At 37.5% G+C, this 17,035-nt stretch carries 14 protein-coding genes; 9 read left to right on the plus strand and 5 right to left on the minus strand.

The genetic code is table 11. The annotated features are described in order from the left end of the window. The first annotated feature begins 89 nt into the window (after positions 1-89). The 8 genes from AOLE_RS13895 (at position 90) to AOLE_RS13930 (ending at position 9,095) form a co-directional block, all read left to right on the plus strand. On the plus strand, positions 90-1,520 hold the full coding sequence (locus AOLE_RS13895; RefSeq protein ID WP_013198555.1) for a gamma-aminobutyraldehyde dehydrogenase: 1,431 nt from the start codon (positions 90-92) through the stop codon (positions 1,518-1,520). A gap of 28 nt (positions 1,521-1,548) precedes the next feature. After that, positions 1,549-2,319, plus strand: a complete 771-nt coding sequence (locus AOLE_RS13900) for a nuclear transport factor 2 family protein (protein ID WP_013198556.1) — start codon at positions 1,549-1,551, stop codon at positions 2,317-2,319. A 55-nt stretch (positions 2,320-2,374) separates the two neighbouring features. Next, positions 2,375-3,094, plus strand: a complete 720-nt coding sequence (locus AOLE_RS13905; RefSeq protein WP_005303556.1) for a FadR/GntR family transcriptional regulator — start codon at positions 2,375-2,377, stop codon at positions 3,092-3,094. 65 nt (positions 3,095-3,159) lie between these two features. Further along, positions 3,160-3,867: a cache domain-containing protein gene (locus AOLE_RS13910; RefSeq protein ID WP_013198557.1), complete on the plus strand. Its 708-nt coding sequence runs from the start codon at positions 3,160-3,162 to the stop codon at positions 3,865-3,867. 187 nt (positions 3,868-4,054) lie between these two features. Continuing rightward, positions 4,055-5,386: an APC family permease gene (locus tag AOLE_RS13915; protein ID WP_013198558.1), complete on the plus strand. Its 1,332-nt coding sequence runs from the start codon at positions 4,055-4,057 to the stop codon at positions 5,384-5,386. A gap of 18 nt (positions 5,387-5,404) precedes the next feature. After that, positions 5,405-6,850 carry an NAD(P)/FAD-dependent oxidoreductase gene (locus AOLE_RS13920; protein WP_013198559.1) on the plus strand — a complete coding sequence of 482 codons (1,446 nt, stop codon included), beginning with the start codon at positions 5,405-5,407 and terminating at the stop codon, positions 6,848-6,850. Positions 6,851-6,997: 147 nt separating this feature from the next. Continuing rightward, positions 6,998-8,356: an amino acid permease gene (locus tag AOLE_RS13925; protein WP_081399183.1), complete on the plus strand. Its 1,359-nt coding sequence runs from the start codon at positions 6,998-7,000 to the stop codon at positions 8,354-8,356. A 379-nt stretch (positions 8,357-8,735) separates the two neighbouring features. Continuing rightward, positions 8,736-9,095, plus strand: coding sequence for a C1 domain-containing protein (locus AOLE_RS13930; RefSeq protein ID WP_005303542.1), 360 nt, complete (start codon positions 8,736-8,738; stop codon positions 9,093-9,095). Positions 9,096-9,225: 130 nt separating this feature from the next. On the opposite strand, the gene AOLE_RS13935 is transcribed toward AOLE_RS13930, so the two are convergent. The 4 genes from AOLE_RS13935 to AOLE_RS13950 form a co-directional block, all read right to left on the minus strand. Further along, positions 9,226-10,908, minus strand: a complete 1,683-nt coding sequence (locus AOLE_RS13935) for a T6SS phospholipase effector Tle1-like catalytic domain-containing protein (RefSeq protein ID WP_013198561.1) — start codon at positions 10,906-10,908, stop codon at positions 9,226-9,228. Continuing rightward, complete coding sequence (locus AOLE_RS13940) at positions 10,908-11,333, minus strand: hypothetical protein (protein ID WP_013198562.1); 426 nt, start codon at positions 11,331-11,333, stop codon at positions 10,908-10,910. Before AOLE_RS13940 ends, AOLE_RS13935 begins: the two co-directional genes overlap by 1 nt. Before the next feature lie 288 nt (positions 11,334-11,621). After that, positions 11,622-12,527: a DUF4123 domain-containing protein gene (locus AOLE_RS13945; RefSeq protein WP_013198563.1), complete on the minus strand. Its 906-nt coding sequence runs from the start codon at positions 12,525-12,527 to the stop codon at positions 11,622-11,624. After that, on the minus strand, positions 12,528-15,155 hold the full coding sequence (locus tag AOLE_RS13950) for a type VI secretion system Vgr family protein (RefSeq protein WP_013198564.1): 2,628 nt from the start codon (positions 15,153-15,155) through the stop codon (positions 12,528-12,530). Between the two features lie 256 nt (positions 15,156-15,411). Here AOLE_RS13950 and AOLE_RS13955 point away from each other — a divergent pair, with 256 nt between their 5' ends. Continuing rightward, positions 15,412-15,882 (plus strand): hypothetical protein, encoded by a 471-nt coding sequence (locus tag AOLE_RS13955; protein WP_013198565.1) that lies wholly within the window; start codon positions 15,412-15,414, stop codon positions 15,880-15,882. Between the two features lie 74 nt (positions 15,883-15,956). Here AOLE_RS13955 and AOLE_RS13960 read toward each other — a convergent pair whose 3' ends face one another. Then, entirely contained in the window at positions 15,957-16,880 is a 924-nt protein-coding gene (locus AOLE_RS13960) for a hypothetical protein (protein ID WP_005303516.1), read from the minus strand. Between the last annotated feature and the right edge of the window lie 155 nt (positions 16,881-17,035).

The raw sequence follows: 17,035 nt of genomic DNA on the forward strand, positions 1-17,035 counted from the left end.
CCTCATCAAAGCATTTGACAGAAAATTTAAAACATAATACATATAGTATTATATGTTATATGTTAAAACCTAAGGACAAGGTATAAAAAATGGCTAAAACTCAACTACAACACTTTATTAACAGCGAATATGTTGCTAGCAAAGGAAATGATTATTTCGACTTGGTAAGCCCAGTGACTGGTGAAGTTTATGCACAATCACCGAATGCAACGGAGGCCGAAGTTGATGCAGCTTATGCTGCTGCAAAAGAAGCATTCAAAATTTGGGGACGCAGCACACCTTCAACTCGTCAAAAAGCATTATTGAATTTGGCAGATGCTATTGAAGCAAATGCGGAGCGTTTAATTGAGGCGCAAAGTCGTAATACAGGTCAGTTAAAACACTTAATTGCATCGGAAGAAGTAGGTGCATCGGCAGATCAAGTGCGTTTCTTTGCAGGCGCTGCCCGCTTACTCAATGGCACAGCTTCAGGTGAATATTTAGAAGGTTTAACCTCTTCTATTCGCCGCGAACCAGTCGGTGTAGTTGGTCAAGTTACGCCTTGGAACTATCCACTTATGATGGCTGTTTGGAAAATTGCACCTGCTTTGGCTGCGGGTAACACAGTGGTACTAAAACCAAGTGATACCACCCCTGAAAGTACGCTTTTACTGGCAGAAATTGCTGCACCTTTTTTCCCTAAAGGCGCATTTAACGTGGTGTTAGGTCAGGCTCAGGTAGGTTCAAAAGTTGTATCTCATAAAACACCTGCTCTGGTTTCTATTACAGGTTCTGTTCGTGCCGGATTACAGGTTGCAGCTTCTGCCGCAGCAAATTTAGCAAAAGCTCATCTTGAGCTTGGTGGTAAAGCGCCTGTCGTGGTTTTTGAAGATGCCGACATCGATAAAGCAGTTGAAATGATTGCATTAACTGGTTATTTCAACGCAGGACAAGACTGTACTGCGGCAACACGTGTGATTGTGTCTGAAGCCGTTCATGATGAGTTTTTAAGCAAGTTAGTTGAAGCAGCAAAAAATACCCGCTTTGGTGAACCCGATGATCAAGATGCACTTTATGGTCCACTCAACAATGCCAATCAATTGAAAAATGTTAAAGCCTTTATTGATAACTTACCTGCTCACGCCAAAGTTGAAACAGGCGGAAAACAGGCAGACCGTCCAGGCTTCTATTTTGAACCAACTGTTATTAGTGGTTTAAAACAACAAGATGAAGCCATTCAAAATGAAATTTTTGGACCAGTCATCACTGTTCAAAAATTTACAGATGAAAATGATGCGATTGAAAAAGCCAACGATGTTGAATATGGCCTAGCTTCAAGTGTTTGGACCAAAGACCATGCCCGTGCAACTCGTCTGTCTCGTGAACTTGATTTCGGTACAGTTTGGATTAACACCCATATTCCTTTAACCGCAGAAATGCCACACGGCGGCTTCAAAAAATCAGGTTATGGTAAAGATTTATCTGGCTACGGTTTTGAAGAATATACCCGCGTTAAACATGTGATGAGTTCAAACGAATAATAAAAATGAACTTTGAAAGGAGATCAAAATGAATAAACAACAAATGAAAGACTTGGTGAGCAAAGCCCATCACGAGCTATTTAATTTGCACGACACCACTGCTCTGGACCGTTATTTTTCTGAAGACTTTATAGAGCACTCACCACTCGTTGCAAATGGTCTTTCAGGCCTTCGCCAACTGGTAGAAGACTGTCCCGACATGCAGCATGAAGCTGTACGTGTACTTGCAGATGGCGACTTGGTCGCAATTCATGGCCGCTTTCAGGGATTAGATGAAAACCCATTGGTTGGTTTTGATATTTACCGAGTGAAAGATGGCAAAATTGTGGAACATTGGGATGGTCTTGTAGCAGAAGCTGCGCCGAATGTGAGTGGTAGAACCCAATTAGACGGCCCAACCGAAATCGTGACTCCTCATGATTCGGAGAAAAATCGTGAGATTGTGACCTCTTTCTTTAAGAAGTCATTAATTGATGGCAATTACGAAGCATTTAAAGAATACACCCACAACGATCAGTTCATTCAACATAGCCCAGATATTGGCGATGGAGTTAAAGCCGTCATTGATTTTTTGAACAATATCCGTAATGAAGGACAAGGTTTGGTATACTCCAAAACTCATCGCTCCATTGCTGATGGTCAATTTGTATTGACACATTCCGAAGGAAATATTGCTGGAAATCGACATGCTTATTTTGAACTGTGGCGTGTAGATAACGGCAAAATTGTTGAACTTTGGGATGCAATACCAGCCGTGCCTGAAGATGAACAGGCAGTCCATCAATATGGCGTGTTTTAATCATTTATCCGTTTCATTAAGCTAAGTCACTGACTTAGCTTTTAGAGAATTCGCCATGTCAGCATATACGATAATTTTTGCACCTATCGCTCAGGCAACTCGATCGGAACAAGTTGTGGAACGCTTGGAAAATGCAATTATCTCTGGATTGCTTAAAAGCAATGAACAACTTCCTAACGAGGCGGATCTAGCTCGCTTAATGGGAGTGTCACCCATTACCGTTCGTGAAGCTTTAAATACTTTACGCGTAAAGGGTCTGATTGATACACGACGCGGGCGAAACGGCGGAAGCTTTGTTTGTGAGTTACCTTCCGATTTACTCTTAAACAAGCATCCTCTACGTCAAGCTTCCAACGAATATCTAGCTGATTTAGGCGAGTTTCATAGTGCAATTTTAAGCCACGGTGCATATTTGGCAGCACAAAGAACCACTGAATATGAACTGAACAAAATCAAAGAGCTGATTGAACAATTTGAACAGGCCGTTGAAGCAGACACGCGTGCCCAACTTGATTTACGTTGTTTGCTGACCCTCACCTCTTTTGCTCAATCAGCTCGTCTAGCAAATCAAGAGTTAACTATACAAGCCGAATGGGCACCGCTCATTGCTGTGCTTTACCAAGATGATCAATTCCATCAACTGGTCGTAGCTCAATATCACCAACTTTTATCATCTTTTGTTCAAGCCAATGAAGATGATGCTGTTATTCAAGCACGAAAAATTATTTCGATGCTAACGGATCAAATGCTTCGATATAAGTTATCTATCGAATAAAAATAATAAAACAGAGCACTTATCAAATATCGAGTGAGAAATATGGAATTTTAGGAGTTATAGGAATGACCCAACATTTAGATATAGAAGAGCTTCAAAATTTGTTAAAGACGGTGGTTGAGGAAACGACAGCCATTACAGAAAAACTGGCAGCTAAAGCGAGCAAAATACTCTCAAAACATGAACCTGAAAAAACAAAAGACATTAAGCTTTCAGGTTCAGAACGTTCAGCTTTGCAAAAGGAAATTAAAAAGGCCTTACAGGAAAGCCATTACAGTCAAGGTATCGGCTTTGCAAGTTATAGCCCTGCAACCCAAGAAGAACAAGATTATTGGACACTTGAATGGTGGTATAAAAAGGAAGATCAGTTACAACAAGCCAAACTTGAAAACTATCAAAATGCTCAGCGCTTTTTAGATTTTCGCTCTTTTGAATGGTTCCATAAACCTGCTCAAAATAAAAGTCCGTGCATCCATGGACCATATGTCGACTATATCTGCAATGGTGCATATACCATCACCCTTGCCCATCCGGTCATGATTCGTGATCAATTTATCGGTGTAATTGCCACCGACATTTTAGTTTCAGCACTCGAAAAACTACTGATGCCGAAACTTAAAAATATCAAACAAAAAGCAATCGTGATCAACGATTCCTGTCGTGTGATTACTTCAAATGACATCACCATCAGAACAGGCACATTATTTAAAGGCCAAAGCCCACAGCAGGTTCTGTCACGACCGTGTCAATCTTTTCAACTGGTCGTGATCTAAAGCGAAGTCACAGATATAAATATTTGACTTTGCTTTAGGGCATCACCAAAGCGAAATAGCCCCTAGCTTTTGTACAAACTTTCTTCAAACAGACTTGTTTATTCAGGTCTAGGGGAAGTTTTGGCTCAAAAATAGCATCGCTTTTCCGGATGAAAAGCAAAACAACGAAATTTGAGGTTGAAATGACATGGAAAATAAAACGTCTTCCTTAAAAAAACTGTCTCTTTGGCAAGTCACAATTATCGGTATTGCCTACATGACTCCCATGACGGTGTTTGATACTTTCGGTATTGTCTCTGGCATTACCAATGGACATGTGCCACTCGCATATTTAGTCGCACTTGGTGCCATGTTACTCACCGCTTGGAGCTATGCAAGATTCAGCAAAAATTCAGAAAAATCAGGCTCGGCATATAGCTATACCGCTGAAAGTTTAGGGCCTAAAAGTGGCTTTTTTGTCGGTTGGTGTTCCCTACTCGACTATCTGTTATTACCCCTCATTAATGTTTTGCTAGCCGCAATTTATCTCACAGCCCTTATTCCAAGTCTTCCTTATTGGTTTTGGGTGTTTGTGTCGGCGGGCCTAGTCACTTTAGTGAATTGTTTCCGCATTCGGTTACTCGCCAATTTAAGCCTCGTGTTTGTATTTGCACCCATCATACTCATGGTCATTTTTGTTTATTTAGTGATTCAGGGTATTGGCTCGACTCAAGGTTATGAGCATGTGCTTACGTTAGCTCCACTCTGGCATGAGCACCAATCTATACTACCGCTCGTTGCTGGTGCCTCAGTTTTGTGCTTTTCATTTTTAGGCTTTGATGCTGTTACCACGCTCTCAAATGAAACCAAACAACCCACTAAAAATATTCCCCGAGCAGTCATGTTAACAACTCTCGCTGGTGGACTTATTTTCTTTACAGCCGCTTGGTTTATTCAGCTTTATTTTCCAAATAATCTACGCTTTCAGCACCCTACTGAAGCACTGCCTGAAATTGTGCTTTATGTCGGTGGTGCATTCTTCCAATCCGTATTCTTATGCGGACAAATTATGAACACTGTCGCCTCTGGTCTTGCCTCTCATGCCAGCGCTTCGCGTTTACTGTATATAATGGGCACCGATAATATTTTTCCTAAAAAGTATTTTGGGACAATTCACATCTCCTTAGGTACACCATTTTTTTCGGTTTTATTTGTTGGTCTTATTTCAATGTCTGCGGTTTTTCTAGATCTAGCACAAGTCGTAAGCCTGATCAGCTTTGGTGCGCTAGTCGCTTTTACAGCCGTAAATTTCTCAGTTTTTATGAAATTTTATATTAAAGATAAACAGCGCTCAGGGTTTAAAAATAAATTTCTAAACCTCTTTTTACCGCTTTTATCCGTCATCAGCATTATTTGCCTGTGGCTTAACCTTGATTCATCTTCACTCACTTTCGGATGTTTCTGGTTATCGCTAGGCATTCTTTTATTTATCTATAAAACGATTAAAAAACAAAGTATTGCGATTAGTAATGCTTATTAATTTTTAAGGAACTTCGTCATGAATATTATTTCTAAACCTCAACTTTTAAAAGACGTGCAATATAAACCAAGTAAATCTCTACAAGTGGGCAAAGAGTGGAGCTGGTTAAATCCAAAACATGCAAAATTTGACTCAACCACTGTAGAAGGCACATCGGTAGATAACCCAGCAAACTACTATGAAAGCTCGCTTTCTGATTGGCATACATTTGACAGTTTACAAGCTGATATTGAATGCGATGTGGTGGTTATTGGCGGTGGTTTATTAGGTTCATCAAGTGCATTACATTTAGCTGAACAAGGCGTAGATACCGTTTTATTAGAAAAAAATCGCATTGGTAGTGCAGCTTCCGGCAGAAATGGCGGACAACTTACCCCAGGTTTAGCTCGCTGGGAAGCTCAAGAAATGGCCGATCGCTTAAGCTATGAAGATGCCAAAAAGCTCTGGCATTTTACTTCTACAGAAGCCATGCAACTTATTGATGACATCTCAGAAAAATACCAGCTCAACTTTGATCGAAAATACGGTCACATTACCGCCGCCGTTCATGAAGGACATTTAGTTGGTTTAACACAAGGCGCCGATGCACGAAAATATTTAGGTGAAGACCATACGCGCATTGTAGGTAAGCATGAACTCATGGACTTTATTAAGTCTGATTATTACACAGGTGGTTTAATTGATGAGTTAGGCGGACAAATCCATCCTTTAGCTTTGAACCGTGGCTTAATTTATGGCTTTTGCCAAAATGGCGGTACTGTTTATGAACAAACAGAAGTCATTTCAATAGAAGAAAAAGCAGATGGTATTTATGTTCAAACAGCAAATGCTGTCGTAAAAGCTAAAAAGTCTGTGGTGTTAGCAGTACACCATGCTTCATTTAAACTTTTATCAGAGCAAAGCAATACTACTATTCCGTTTTATACCTATGTTGCGACGACTGCCCCACTAGAGCTTGATACAAAAGAGCTTTTGCCATTTGGGCATCCCGTTTATGACACTCAGTTCCAAATTGATTACTACCGTCCTGTGTTTAACAACCGTTTACTGTTTGGTGGCCAAGGCACAGGAACATGTTGGGGACCAGAGAAAACTTTAAATTATCTAGAACATCGAATTCATACGGTTTTCCCTCAAATTAAAAATCTAGAGATGGATTTTGTCTGGAGTGGAACGACTGATTTAACTGTAAATGGTGCAGTCGATAGCCGTAAGTTTGGCAATAAATTCCCGATTTATGCTGTTCACGGCTGGAGTGGTCACGGCGTTGCACAGACGGTACGCATTGGTAAAGCGATTGCAAATGACTTTATTGGGCAATCTAATGACTTTGAAATGTTATCTAAAATTGACCATCAAAATATTATGTTTGGTCGTACCCTTGCTCCCGTTGTTATTCCACTCGCAAAAAGTATGTATGGCATCGGCGCAATGATTAACCCGGGCAAAATGGTGTCTTTCTAATTTATAAAAACATCGTTTTTCTAAAAAGGATCCGTATAGCTTTGTACGAATCCTTTTTTATTTAACTGAGTAAAATCCTTTTCAAATTAGGTTATCCCTAGCCAATCTATTACAATAGCATCAGCTTTTTTATTCAGCGCATATATTTTGAGCAACTCATCTTCCCAATTAAAACGCGGACTTAAAAATCGCCACATCCAGCTAATCGCTATGGGTGGTGCTGTCGGGACAGGTTTATTTTTAGGCTCTGCACAAGTCATCCAGTCTGCTGGTCCTTCTATTATTTTAGGTTATGCCATTGTCGGTTTGGTCGCATTTTTAATTATGCGCCAAATGGGTGAAATGATCGTAGAAGAACCTGTGGTCGGTTCCTTTAGTTACTTTGCACAAAAATACTGGGGAAGATTCCCCGGTTTTTTATCGGGCTGGAACTATTGGGTGGTCTATATTTTGGTCGCAATGACCGAGCTGACAGCAGTTGCTAAATATGTGCATTACTGGTGGCCTCATATTCCTGCTTGGATATCAGCCTTATTTTTCTTTGTTTTAGTCACATGCTTGAACTTAGGCAACGTTAAATTTTATGGTGAATCTGAGTTTTGGTTAGCCATTATTAAAGTCGCGGCGGTCATTGCCATGATCGTGTTTGGCTTATATTTATTGCTCACCGCAGGTAGTGACTCTATCGCTAGCTTTTCAAACCTATGGCAGCATGGCGGATTTTTCCCGCATGGATTCTCTGGCCTGTTTTATATGCTCGCCTTTTTAATGTTTGCCTTTGGCGGTATTGAACTGATTGGGATGACTGCTGCTGAAGCCGAAAATCCTGAAAAAAGTATTCCACAAGCCATTAACCAAGTCATCTTTCGAATCTTAGTTTTCTATGTGGCTTCACTTGCTATCATCATGTCGCTCATTCCGTGGAATCAGCTTGACCTTGGTGGTTTAGATAAAAGTCCATTTGTGATGATTTTTAGTCAGCTTGGGATTGGCTGGGCAGCGCATTTGCTTAACTTTATTATTTTAACGGCTGCACTGTCTGTTTATAACAGCGGTATGTACGCAAACAGTCGCATGTTGTACGGCTTAGCAGTACAAGGCCACGCATCTAAAGTTTTTACAAAAGTCAGCAAACAAGGGGTTCCTACACCTGCTGTTATTTTCTCTTCTATTCTGATTTTTGGTTGCGTGTTACTGAACTATTTTATCCCAGAAGAAGCTTTAAGCTATCTCATGTACATGGCTGTAGCAGCTTTAGTTTTAAACTGGGCAATCATTAGCTTTACTCATTTGAAGTTTAAACGTGCCATGAAACTTGAAGGTAAAGTTGTCAAATTCCCTGCACTATTTTCACCTTTAAGTAACTATATCGTTTTGATTTTTATTGGCATGATTTTATATATCATGTGGACTCAAGGCTTTGAAAAATCAGTTATTTTAATTCCAATTTGGATTGCATTCATGTTTGGATTATATAAATTTTTGAGTTGGAAAAAATCACTCTAATCTTCAAAAAAGGCTTATTCAAACAGGATAAGCCTTTTATCATTAAATAGCTTGTCCTCTTAAATAACTTCAAAAAATCTACTCAAAAAAACCATTCACATTTTATTCATCATTATTAAATTTTTCGCTGCTAGACACATTGATATGTAAGCCTTAGTCATTCTAAACATCGGTATTTAATGAGATAATTATTAAAGTACAAGTGTTTACATGATCTATAAATATTTGTGTCAATGTTCAGCTAAAATCAAAGCAGACCAGTTATCGTTACAATCACTCAATAGGAAAAAGACACTTCATCGAAAGACAGGTTCTTTACCCACTTTACTGATTTAGCACCGTCAACTGTGTCACTCAATGATGAAAGACAGGAAATTTTATGGAAAAAGCTCTGCAATGTCCTAAGTGTGGATCTACAGAAATTGAAGCACGTGACCATGACAAATTACTTAGAACAACTGGCGGTGTTTTACTGACAGCTGCTGGTACAACAGCAGGCACAGTAGGTGGTGCTGCAACTGGAGCTTCTGTTGGTGCAGCGATTGGTACGATTGCTGGCCCTTTAGGTGTGATTGTTGGCGGAACTGTAGGAACTTTTGTCGGTGCAATTAGCGCAGGTATTACTGGCGGTGTAGTTGGCAATATTTTTGGTAAAAAAGCAGGCGTAATGATCGATAAAAATATCTTTCAGGATTATCGCTGTCTAAAGTGTAAATATCGTTTTAAGCAAAAGAAGTAAAATCAATTAAGTAGGAGAACTAGTTGCTCTAGCTCTCCTGCTATTATAAATACCACAGGACTCTACAAATATAAGTCTTAATTTTTCAAGGATGGGAAAGTTCTTAGACTGTTATCTGACTCTTATTGACCTAACTAGCTGCTTTTAAGCCCTGCTGGACTTGTTGATATTGATCAAAAAGCTGTTCTTGCTTAACCTCTTGACTACCTACACTGCATACAGCTTTATCTTCAGCAACTTTTTTATCAACTTCTTCACCTTTTCCACTACGACGCGATTCATAAACTGTTCTTTGTCGGAAGTAACTGAATGGTTCCGCATTACTGATAAAACCATATTTGGAGTCATGTATATAATTCTGATAAAAGTCCATAATTTCTGGGCTTGCTCCTTTTCTCCAACTTGCAAACTCCCAATCATCAATACCCAAATAAAACTCGTAAGCTTTCGAAACAGGTGACAATAATCTAAAGATATTAATTCCCCCTGTTGTATTGGGAGCAGTGAGTTTCTGTAGTTTTTCTAAACGACTAATCTCAGTTGCCATATCTGATGGACCAATGGGAATATATTCACGAATTTTATTGTCATTACGCGCTTGCTGACTTACAGAAATAATTTTCTTTTCAGCTAAAGCCCCGTAAGCTGCATAATAGACTTTCATTGTGGCAATAATTTGATCTTGAATTTTTCCACTAGATTGCATTTCTGCTTTCACGGCATTATATAAATGTAGGGTTTTATCTTGAATTTCAAACTGCTCAACAAATAAAGCCCCGTATTTTTCTTTTAATTGATTATAGTCAAACATACGAACACCCGCATTTACTGCTTCCTCCAACATATCCTTCAGCGGAATGCGAGCATAGTTATCATTTACATTTTGACTTCCCGGAGCATAACCTCCCCCAACATCCGAATGCATACCCGGATAGACAATTTCTTTCCAGTTAGGGTTCGCAATTTCACCATTTTCTTTATGAATTAAATCAACTGGAAAGGCAAAACGCTGTTCATTTCCTGCAATATGATGAACACACATTTTTACCCGTTGATCAATGACCATATCCCGGCCTTCAAAAGTTAAATTATTATTTAAGTTAGTCGCAGGTAAGCCAAAAGAGGCAACAGTATCAAATATCCCCATAAATTTAAATTCGATAGGATATTTTCCAGTGCCATAAGTCAAGCCATTGCAATCAGATTCACACTGCCACATAAACTGATTGGTAAAAGCACGTGCTAAAGCAGCACCACGTGAAAAGCCAAACGTAGAAATATTAATTTTTTTGATGAGACGATGTTGACTTAAACTTTTCTCTACTTCAGCAAAACTATAAACTTTTTTTTCGCTAGCATATTTACTCGTATCTATTTCTGCTTTTTTCGCATTCATAATCATGACTTGTTTTAAAGCATCATTAAGTTGATCTTCACCATAATCGAGCCGCCGAGTACCGCCTGATCCTACACCAAGTCCCAAACCACTATGATCTTGGATCATAGCAAGTGCTCGTTGGAAAATATTTAACTGGCCATTAAAACGCGTTCCTACACCTGATACATATATTGAGTAATTTGTTCTAATCCCGTTACTTTCACTTTCTTGAGCATATTGATCAGCAGTTTTCCATAGCCTTGCAGGATTTGACCATTTCTTTAGTTCTTCATCAGCATCTTTATTATTACCTGTCCCATCAAAAAAGACAGAAATATGAACGACATCTGAACAATCTTGTTTTGCCACAGGTGAAGTGTTTGGAACATCACTATTAGTTTCTACAGTTCGTTTGATAACTGTTTTTTTAAACATTATTTAGCCCCATTCTTTTTTATTCTTTCTTGCCACTTTAAACCCTTTTCAGTTGGGTTTGGCCAATTAAGAGATGTAATTATTTCAATAGTGTCATCTGGGTATAGATGGACAACAAGATATTTCATATCCTTAACGTCATTCTTTTTTAAAAAAACTTGATTTTTCGCTGTATGTAATTCACCAGTTTTAGCATCTTTCCAAGTTACATTCTGTAAACCTAGTATCACTGGCGAAGTATTCATCGAGCCTAGTGCTCCACCGATAATATGATTATTTAGTTTCACATCATAAGTATTATATGACGGATTATAATTAACAGATGTTGTCCCCATATAATATGTTGCGTTTGGGCCAATACCAGCACAACCTGCAGCACTAAATGCTAAACTTATTGGTAAGAGTAAAAACTTTTTAAGACTCATGGTATTTCCTCATTTCTCCTTGCTATCTTGGACCTTTTATAGCTGAACTTACTCAATTATTAGATGTGGTAGTTTCTAATGTATAAACAGGCTACAAATATACAAATGAATATTCATAAGCTCACTACCATCACTTAAATTTGTCCATACATCCAATTACAACCTGTTAAAATTACTGGTATAACAAGTAAAATAAATAGCATTTTATATTTCATTATTTCTCTCCATTTTAAATTCATATTGACTTACTCTCACTAAAGCCATATTAATCATAATTAAAAAAAGTGATTACCCAGCTTTAGACATCAAACTATTCATAATCTGATCCATTGTTAGCTTTCTATCTTTCAAATTATTTAACAAATGCTGTAGGTTATCATCTGACTCAAACTGGACTCCGTACATCAATTTTAGGCAGATAAAATTTAAAATATCGCGAGTACCAGATAAATAGTGATCTCTTGCTTCAGGGATACTTTCAATTACAAATTCATATAATGACTCATCATCAATTTTATCAACCAAAAATGAGTTATTGAGTTTAAGGTAATAAATTAGATTGTCAGGAAAAGTAGCCTCGACCATCATTTCTTCTTGTTCCACCGTGAAATGTAAAGGCTTTTCGATTGATGGCAGTACTTCAACACGCTCATTTAATCCAAATATACTTTGCAGATTGCTTAATCGATCCCAATACCACCAGCTTTGAACAGGTTTTAGTAAAGCTTCAATTTGCTGGGGATTAAATACAGGGCCTTGTACATATAAAGTTTTATCAGCTTTGTGCCCAACTAATGTCGCTAAGATAGCGGGATCCCAAAATGCCAACATCATTTCTAGACCACCGTCAAATTCAACATCTAAAAAATTTCTTAAGTGCTTATATAGATAATCAAAAGTTAAAGGCGTAATAATAATTGTCATTTTGGGTGTGCCAGCAATATTACTTTCAATCCACTCCCATTCAAGTGATGTAAAGTTTTTAGGTAGCTGAATTAAATGTGGAGAAATCTCTTTAGCTTTTTCACCACTAGCTTCTTTAAGTAGACATTTTTGACGTAAATGCTCTAAAACCTTTAAAAACTTTTTATCTTGGGCTGCATCAGCGATTGCATAAATATTTAATCCAATTTGATCAAGCGGATATCTTTCAAACGTTTTAAATAAGTACTGGAGACTTTGATTATCTATCATTTACATTCCATCTCCTTTATTGATGAAAGCTCCACGTTGTGCTGCGCGTCGAGCAAGACATTCCCAACAAATATTATTTGGAAAGATCGGAAGCGTTGGGCTTTCACTTGCACCTGTTGTAAAGAGATGTTGACCTGCTTTCGCAGTAAACTTATTTGGTGTAATGACCGTGACGCCATCACCATTAATTTTTAGAGCACTATCTTTTGCTTTAAATACAATTTCCGTTGGACTATGGATTTCTACTTTACCTTCAGAGGATGTTATTTTTACATCGAGTCTTGCAGAAACATCTAATACATTATCTTGCGATTGCAGATCAAACTTCCCTTTTGCTGCATAAATTTTTAAATCTTCCTCACCTGCAAACAGGCTTACTTTTTTCTTAGCATTTAAAATTAGATGTTCATCAGTACTGACATTAATGGATTGCCCACTGCCAACTGTTACGCTATCCAAAGCATTAATATGTATATTCTTTCCAGAAACTAAAGAAATACTATCTGGAGAGGCAAGTAACATCAAAGCTTCTTTAGTCGCTTTTAAGTCAGACCACTGAGATTCAATCGTTTTAATATACTGATCAATATTTTCAAGCATGTCAGCAGCTTCTGCTTTCTGTTTCACGGCATACTCAGATAAAGCTTTCATACTTTCTAAACTTTCCGTGAAGTTTTGAACCGCTTCTTTTGCCTCTAAATGTATATCCGTTGCATTACTCTGAACAAATGTTGAGATATACAATCCTTTACTTCGAATTGCACCTGCACGATCTGTTCTTAATTCAAATCCCTCACCACGCCCCTCACTCGTCGCAGTTTCTTTAGGATAACTTAAATTCCCTAAGTTAAGCTGTGTAGCACCATGACTACTATGTAGCTGAGCACTAATTTGGCCAGTTGTGTCGTCAAAGCGAAGTTGGTTATAGCCCATACCTCCGACTTCTTTCGAACGAATACCACTCAGTTTTTTTGTGTCAGGTAATTGTCCTTTAATATCGAACTTCGTTGGAGAACGCTGCGCCTCATGGATGCGTCCCGTTACAAATGGTCGATCAATGTTGCCATCAAAGAAATCAATTACTACGATTTCATCTTTACGAGGTAAAAAACGTGCTCCGTAACCTTCACCAGCCCAAGGAGTGAGGACGTCTACCCAAGCCGAATCTGTATCACTATTATTAGCCCCCGCACCACCATCATGGGCATGGTCATCTGTACGCGTAAATAGGAATCTGACTTTTATTCGCCCCCATTCATCCACATGAATTTCTTCACCATCACTGACTACCTTGGCACGTTGGACATGAGCAACAGGGCGATGCTTCAATGGATCATATTCAGGGACAACGTTAATATTTCTACGAACAACTACAAATTCATTGGCCTGACGCTCTTGTTCACTGTCTTTACTGTTTTGCCAGTGACTTAAGGTCAATAGTTTCTCTACTTGGTCTTGAATATCTTTAGGTAGGTTATTTTGATTATAAAAGTACTTATTAAGGATCAAAAACTCCCTATCTTGCTGACTATGATTTTTTTCTAACTCTGGATAGTCAATCAATTGGAACCAATAACCGACTTGAGTATCTCGTACACTACTATGCGCAGTAAAATACTTGGCTTGTAATGCCTGATATTGGTTTAAGTGCATATTCAGTTTTTCTAACTGAGAATTACTTGAAGCGGTGGCTTGATCCTCTCCTTTAAGATCGCTTATCCAAGCAGGAGATATATTCCACGCCTGTTCTAAACTTAAGCTTTCATTTTCTCGCTGAGCACTGTGTTGATGTGAGCTGACCACTGAACCACTAGCATCTTCTTGACTTAGACTGTCAGCTTGCCAACGTTGTACATGGATAGCAGTTGGTTGTAACTGTCGCTGAGCAATAAAACTAGTGATGCTGTCATATTGTTCAGTCGCATTTGAACGGTGATAACGAATGGATCTGCGTTCGAGCGATTGAAACTGACCATTATCATCAATTAAACGTAGTTTTTGTGCCTCAATGTTCTGGCTATTACTTGCTACAAGATAACTCGCCTCATCCACAAGCCAATTAATCGATTCTTCACGCATTATTCGAGTTAAATATGCATAATCACTTTCATTCGACTGCATAGAAAATGGACGTACATCATACGTTTTTGTTAAACCACTCGTATCTAACAGTAAACTTGACGCAAACAACGGACTTTTATTCTGCCATTCCTTAAAGATGACTTCGATAATATCCACAATGCTTTTATTCATAAACACACGACTGTTACGTCGTTTATGCCATAAGCTTGTAGCATCCTGCATAGTCAAGCGATATAAACTAAAAGCGCCATCGCTTTGACCTTGGCTAGCACCAGTGACAATACCCGTAGTTCTAAAAAGCTGACCTGCATCTGTTACTTGATCAACTGCAACCTGACATCCAATAAACTGTTTTAATTCAATATATGGATTTGTAGATAAGCAAATAAGCTCTGCCGATAGTCCATCATTAATGCCATGATAACCATCAATACGTTGCAACATAATCTGTGAATTAAGCTCAGTATTTGAAAACTGGATACTAATCGCACGTTTTTGAGCGCCAAATCCTATTTTTTCCAAAATACTAAAGATATTGTTCAACATTATGATGCAAACCTTATTATTAATTAAACAAGTCTAACAGAATGACAAGTCTGTCTCAATTTAAGGTATTTCATGTTTTGTTTATATTAGTATCTTCTCACTTGCTTTATTTAAATCTAAAACTGACCTTAAATTTTAACAACAAAATATTTACAACTAACTTTAGTGAAGAGAAGCAATCAAAAACAGTAACTTACTTTACATTATCAAGAGGACATGAAAAAATTGCTACCTCATATAACATCTGAAAGTTAAAATGAAAAAAATATTATTTTTAAGTTTAGTAAGTATTCTTAGCTCATATAGTTTTGCTGAAGACAATAGTTCAATTTACCGTGGACTTGGCACTGGCACTAATGACTTTTTAAAGTTTGAAATACTAAAAAAACAAGGCTTTATAGCAAAAAAAGCAAATATTTCAAGAGCTGATTATAATGATATATACAAACTGAAAAAGCCTTATCAATTTATGGGGCAAAATGTTGTATTAATCTCAGATGAATACATGTCTGAATATGTGGGCTGCTGTGTTAGTGAAGGTTGGGGAGCAGTATTTAAACAAACCTCTAATTTGAAATTGATTAAACAATTTGCAAAAACCAATCAATGCAAAATCTCTCCTATAGAACAAGATAGAACTTACTATGGATTTAAAATCACTTTATTACCCAAAGGTAATTACTATGAATTATCATGCCGCGAACGCGATTTAGATGAATCCCAATAAATCGAAGTTAAATTCTAAAAATAGAAAGCCAAACTATAAGTTTGGCTAGAAGAATCGGACGGCTATAAACTATATTAAAGAGGAATAGCCTTGGAAGCGACTTTTACCAAAGTACCTCCACCAGGAACAACCGTACTAGCTAACTCCGCCGAAAGTTCTACTAAATTTTCTTTAGTAAAAGCTTGATCAAAAGTATTCCGGAACCAACTTCCTTGTTCAATAACTTCTCCAGTAAGCCCATCAACTTCAATAACACCAATTTTATCTGCATTAGACCAAATATATTCAAATGCATAAACTGGACGAAAATATAGGTACAGTTGGGTTATTTCCTCTGAATCTTCAATAATATTAGTCGCATGAACTTTTTGATTTTGTAGTTCCGATCTGACAATGCTAGTAATAGAATCAAGAGAAAGTAATGGTTGAAGTACATTCTCAAATTCGACTTTATCTACTTCGGAAAGTTCAAATTTTTTAATATATTCAGCTAAATGAGATGATTTGAGTTCACGCTGTAGACCATCAAAATAATTTGAGAACTCTATTTTTCGGCTACAGACTTCCTTCATTTGTAATTCTACTTTTCCTTTATCCTGCTGGCGTGTAACAGGATAATTTTTTTGTTCAGGGTCTTCATAAACCTGAATTTGCTTCGCATGTGGATTATGTACAGGAATAGAATAAGTCACAACACAATCGTAATTAAGGTTACGTTCGCTTGAGACAAACCAAAATGGTTCATAACGTAATATATGATTTTTTAAGTGTACTGTTTCTTCCGTAGGACGTTTTAAAAAATTAAATTTTGCTAACATTCCAAAAGCATTAACCTTCTTCTTTTCAGCTTGTTGCTTTGCTGAATCAAACTCAAATATTTTTTTAAAAACAAAAATTTTATGGTTTTCAGCTTTTACTTCTAATTTTGACATAATGATATCATTGCTATTAAATAAATTTTTTAAATTATAGTTATTAAAACTCATAAAATAAATCATTGAGATTGTATATTTTCACTAACTATAAGATTAAATAACACTATAAACATATATAATTCTATAATCTTTCAACCTATTAACACACAACAAATCAATAACTTAAGCAATTTAAATAAAATTTAACTTCGGCTTTTAATATTGTGCTTAAGATTTAT

The sequence above is a fragment of the Acinetobacter oleivorans DR1 genome (genome assembly GCF_000196795.1).
Classification (GTDB): Bacteria; Pseudomonadota; Gammaproteobacteria; order Pseudomonadales; family Moraxellaceae; genus Acinetobacter; species Acinetobacter oleivorans.